The organism is Actinobacillus capsulatus DSM 19761 (assembly GCF_000374285.1).
Lineage (GTDB): Bacteria > Pseudomonadota > Gammaproteobacteria > Enterobacterales > Pasteurellaceae > Actinobacillus > Actinobacillus capsulatus.
In genome coordinates, this window is sequence record NZ_KB893967.1 from 1 (window position 1) to 1,709 (window position 1,709).

Annotated in this window: 1 protein-coding gene and 1 pseudogene; one reads left to right on the top strand and one right to left on the bottom strand. The window is 41.1% G+C overall.

Going from position 1 to position 1,709, the window contains the following annotated elements:
* Nucleotides 1-1,281: YadA family autotransporter adhesin (locus C228_RS0112960; RefSeq protein WP_018653010.1), on the top strand; the 1,281-nt coding region annotated here is incomplete at its 5' end.
* Nucleotides 1,282-1,394: 113 nt separating this feature from the next.
* Here the strand turns inward: C228_RS0112960 and C228_RS14580 are convergent.
* Nucleotides 1,395-1,709 (bottom strand): annotated as a pseudogene (locus C228_RS14580) (hypothetical protein); the annotation flags it as partial.

Sequence of the window (1,709 nt, forward strand, 5' to 3'; positions counted from 1 at the left end):
AAAGATAAAGTAACGGCAGGCAACCAAGTTAACTTTGTGAATGGTAATGGTACAACTGCACAAGTGACAGCAAATGATGCTGGCACACAAACTAATGTAACATTTAATGTGAATAAATCCGGTTTAACGGTGAATAAAGACGGTAATGGTAATGTTACAGTTAAGGCAAATACTGCTGGTGATACATTTGCAACAGCAGAAGATGTAGCAAAAGCGATTACAGACTCAGAGCTAACTTCAACGGTCGTATCGGGTAATAAGAACCTCATGGTAACGAATTCTACGACAGGTAATAACACCGAGTTTAACGTAACATTATCAAACAACCTTGACTTAACCGATAAAGGCAGCCTAACGATTGGTAATGTGACAGTGAAAGCGGATGGTATCAATGCCGACAATAATAAAGTAACCGGTGTAGCAGACGGCGATATTTCACCAACCAGTAAGCAAGCAGTTAACGGTTCTCAGCTTTATGCAGCGAACCAAAATGTTGCTAATTACCTAGGCGGTAATTCAACCATTGACGACAAAGGCAATGTTACAGCACCGACATATACGGTTACCAAGACAGACGGTTCTACTGCAACTGCAAATAATGTAGGAGAAGCAATTAACAATCTCAATAATGAAGTTGTTAGACCGTTAACATTTGCAGGCGATACCGGAGCGGCTTCAGAGCGTAAGTTGGGTTCTACTGTAACGGTTAAAGGTGGCGTTACTGACGAAGCTAAACTAGCAGATAATAATATCGGCGTAGTTTCTGACGGTAACGGAACTTTAACGGTGAAATTGGCGAAAGATCTGAATGTTGATTCGGTAACAGCTAAAGAAGTAACTGCAAATACAGTGAAAGCAGGCGATACAACAATTGATTCTGACGGCGTGAAGATTACAAATGGCCCGAGCGTAACCAAATCAGGTATTGATGCGGCAGGCAATAAAATCACAAATGTGAAAGCCGGTGAAGCGGATACCGATGCCGTTAATGTGAGTCAATTGAAAGCTGTCACAGGTAATGTTTATAATCGTATTAATAAGGTAAATAAAGAGTTACGTGCAGGTATTGCAGGTGCAAATGCAGCAGCAGGTTTACCACAAGTTTATATCCCGGGTAAATCAATGGTTGCTGCCGCAGCGGGTACTTTCAAAGGTGAAAGTGCATTAGCAGTGGGTTACTCTCGCTCAAGCGATAATGGCAAAGTGATTCTTAAATTACAAGGTAATGCAAATACTCGCGGAGACTTAGGTGGCTCTGTAGGTGTTGGTTATCAGTGGTAATTGAAGTTTAAATAAGCACATAGTAAAAATGCAGCCTTAGGGCTGCATTTTTTATATACGATTATTATCAAGCAGAAATAACAAGCGGTCATTTTTTACTAAAGCTTTGCTAATTACTGCTGTTTTGCCAACCACGCTTGGATTTTAGCTTCAGTTTTCTTTTCGTTATAGCCGATGGCAGGGAATAGGCTAAATTGATAGAACCAGTTGAAATAGTCGCTGGTAATGCGTTTTTCCTTTTTGAAGAACTTGCCGTATTCTTCATCGGGGTTTTCGCTGCCGAGATAATCCAAAATAAACTCTAACAGCGCATGATTTTGGTATTCACAAGCAGGGCGGTAAATACCCAATGGAAGACGACGGGTACGTTTAGGATTATCAGCCTGTGGTAACGTGAACACTAAGCTGCCGAAGTGTTTTGGACGAAT